5 protein-coding genes are annotated in these 1,855 nt (G+C 61.8%); 2 read left to right on the top strand and 3 right to left on the bottom strand.

Features of this window, described 5'->3' with window-relative positions; translation table 11 throughout:
- Positions 1-2: 2 nt before the first annotated feature.
- From ACP56T_RS21835 to ACP56T_RS21825, 3 genes are all read right to left on the bottom strand, one after another.
- A complete protein-coding gene (locus tag ACP56T_RS21835; RefSeq protein WP_430914108.1) occupies positions 3-614 on the bottom strand; it encodes a hypothetical protein in 612 nt (203 codons plus the stop codon).
- Positions 615-623: 9 nt separating this feature from the next.
- Positions 624-977, bottom strand: coding sequence for a hypothetical protein (locus ACP56T_RS21830; RefSeq protein ID WP_430914107.1), 354 nt, complete (start codon positions 975-977; stop codon positions 624-626).
- 129 nt (positions 978-1,106) lie between these two features.
- The gene (locus ACP56T_RS21825) at positions 1,107-1,247 is read right to left on the bottom strand and encodes a hypothetical protein (RefSeq protein ID WP_156453767.1); all 141 of its coding nucleotides are present in this window, start codon (positions 1,245-1,247) and stop codon (positions 1,107-1,109) included.
- Between the two features lie 84 nt (positions 1,248-1,331).
- Here ACP56T_RS21825 and ACP56T_RS21820 point away from each other — a divergent pair, with 84 nt between their 5' ends.
- Positions 1,332-1,547, top strand: coding sequence for a hypothetical protein (locus ACP56T_RS21820; protein WP_430914106.1), 216 nt, complete (start codon positions 1,332-1,334; stop codon positions 1,545-1,547).
- On the top strand, positions 1,544-1,855 hold a 312-nt coding region (locus ACP56T_RS21815; RefSeq protein ID WP_430914105.1), incomplete at its 3' end, for a transposase family protein. The genes ACP56T_RS21820 and ACP56T_RS21815, both read left to right, overlap by 4 nt.

Below are 1,855 nucleotides of genomic sequence, written 5' to 3'. Positions count from 1 at the left end.
GGTCATTCGTCATTCGAGGTTGATGGCGGAGAAGCGGGCTTGATGCCCGCTTCGTCGTCTGGGGTTGATGTCGCCCACCATGCCCCGCGAGCGAAGGCGTAGTGAAGGGCGCGACGATACCGATCGTCTTCCTGGTCGGATGCCTCGGAGAGAGGCCACAGCCTCCTGGCGTGGGCCAATGCGGCATCATCGGTCGTATGCGATAGAGCTTCCGAGATGACCCCACCCTCGGCCCCGCTCTCGCGGACTGTCGGCCAGAAAAGCGCAACGGCGTGCGGCGGCTCTGCCGGGCGCTCGCCGGGCGGGATCATCTCGTTGAGCCGTGCCAGCGTATGTGCGAGTTCCAGCCAATCCTCGCCCGGCACGGCCTGATGTTCCGTCCCGCCGTTCGCAGTGTTGTCCACGAGACGCCATGCTGCTCGCACAACGACCTGCACAGCGGCGAAGGCGTCACGATTGATCTTCGCCGATTGATCCTCCTTCTTCGCATCGGCGAGATGCAGCACCAGATCCTCCAAGCTCTCAACGGACAGGCTCGGGGTAATGGGGCAATCTCCCTCGCTGGCCCTCTTGCGCACCTGGGCAATCTGCGGGTCTGCGATCAGCTTGTGCATTAGTCTCTCCTATTTCGCCTCGAACTTAATTCCGGTCGTGCGCTCGATCTCTTTGACCTTTTGCCCATCATACCAAGGGCCGGGGCCTTCATCGTAAGGATCGGGCAGTGTGATGGCCGGATCGAATACGGGGTCCGCCCTGACTTCTCCGCTCTTCCGCGTGTCGAAGGCACCGATCCCTCCACACCGAGAGCAGGCGGATTGCCCCATATCTCCGTAGCCCTGCCCGCCGCAGTTACCGCACGGGCGCAGAGAGCCGTTCTTCAACCGGGCGACCGCCTCGCCAATCTCCTTGTCGGCTGGCTCTTGGCGGGCCGGTTCGCGGTAAACTCGGAAGGGCACGCCGTGGAAAACATCAACCATCTTGCTCGTCCTCCGGCTCGTCCGCCTTGATCTCTTGCTCGTCTTCCCCGCAATCGTCGCAGGGGTCGCAGCCGAAGATGCCCGTGCTGATCCAGCCCCGGCCTCGGCAGTGTCGGCAAATAACGTCGCTCACCACATCGCCTCCACGCAGTAGAACCGGGCCATTTCGTCGGCGTCGTAACCGAGGAAGATCATCGTCTCGCCACGGGCGATGCCAGCCTCGATTAATCCAAGTTCGGCTGCTGTGTATCGGCTGTGATCGGTGGGCATGGGTATCTCCGTCTCTGATGTAGACAGATATAACCGTCCCCGGTTATGCTGTCAATAAGCGTCCCCGCTTATTGAGGCCCATTGATGAACTTTTCGTCCCCGGTTATGACCCGCCGCATGGGTCGCCCGCCGCTCAACGTCGAAGAGACGAAGGTCCGCCTGAACGCAGGCTCGAAGCAGCGCATCGCCACGCTGGTTGGCGAGAACCGCATGGCAGCTTTCATTCGCGAGGCCGTTGAGGAGAAGCTTCGACGCGAAGAGAAGCGGAAGCCGGGCAAGGCTGCCGAGGGGGTCGAGTGACGGACCTGTTGCGCCTCCCCAACTTGGCGTTCGTGCAGCAGTATGAGGATGATGGAAGCCTCATCATCGAGGCCAAGACCAAGAACCTGAAGCTGCCATCGCCCTGCTGCCTGCTACAGGACCTCGACAAGAACGGCACGAAACGACAGCGCTACAGGGACCACCCGGTTCAGTCCCAACCCACCTGGATCGAGATCAAGCGGCAGCGGTTCAAGTGTGCGCAGTGCGGGGCAACGCACTACGAGAAGCTGACCGACATTGACGCGGATCGCAGGATGACCCTGCGGTTCCGTGAGCACTTGGAGCGT

It is taken from the genome of Methylobacterium endophyticum (assembly GCF_050591105.1).
In the GTDB taxonomy this organism is placed as follows: domain Bacteria; phylum Pseudomonadota; class Alphaproteobacteria; order Rhizobiales; family Beijerinckiaceae; genus Methylobacterium.
This window is presented reverse-complemented; position numbering and strand designations above follow the sequence as displayed.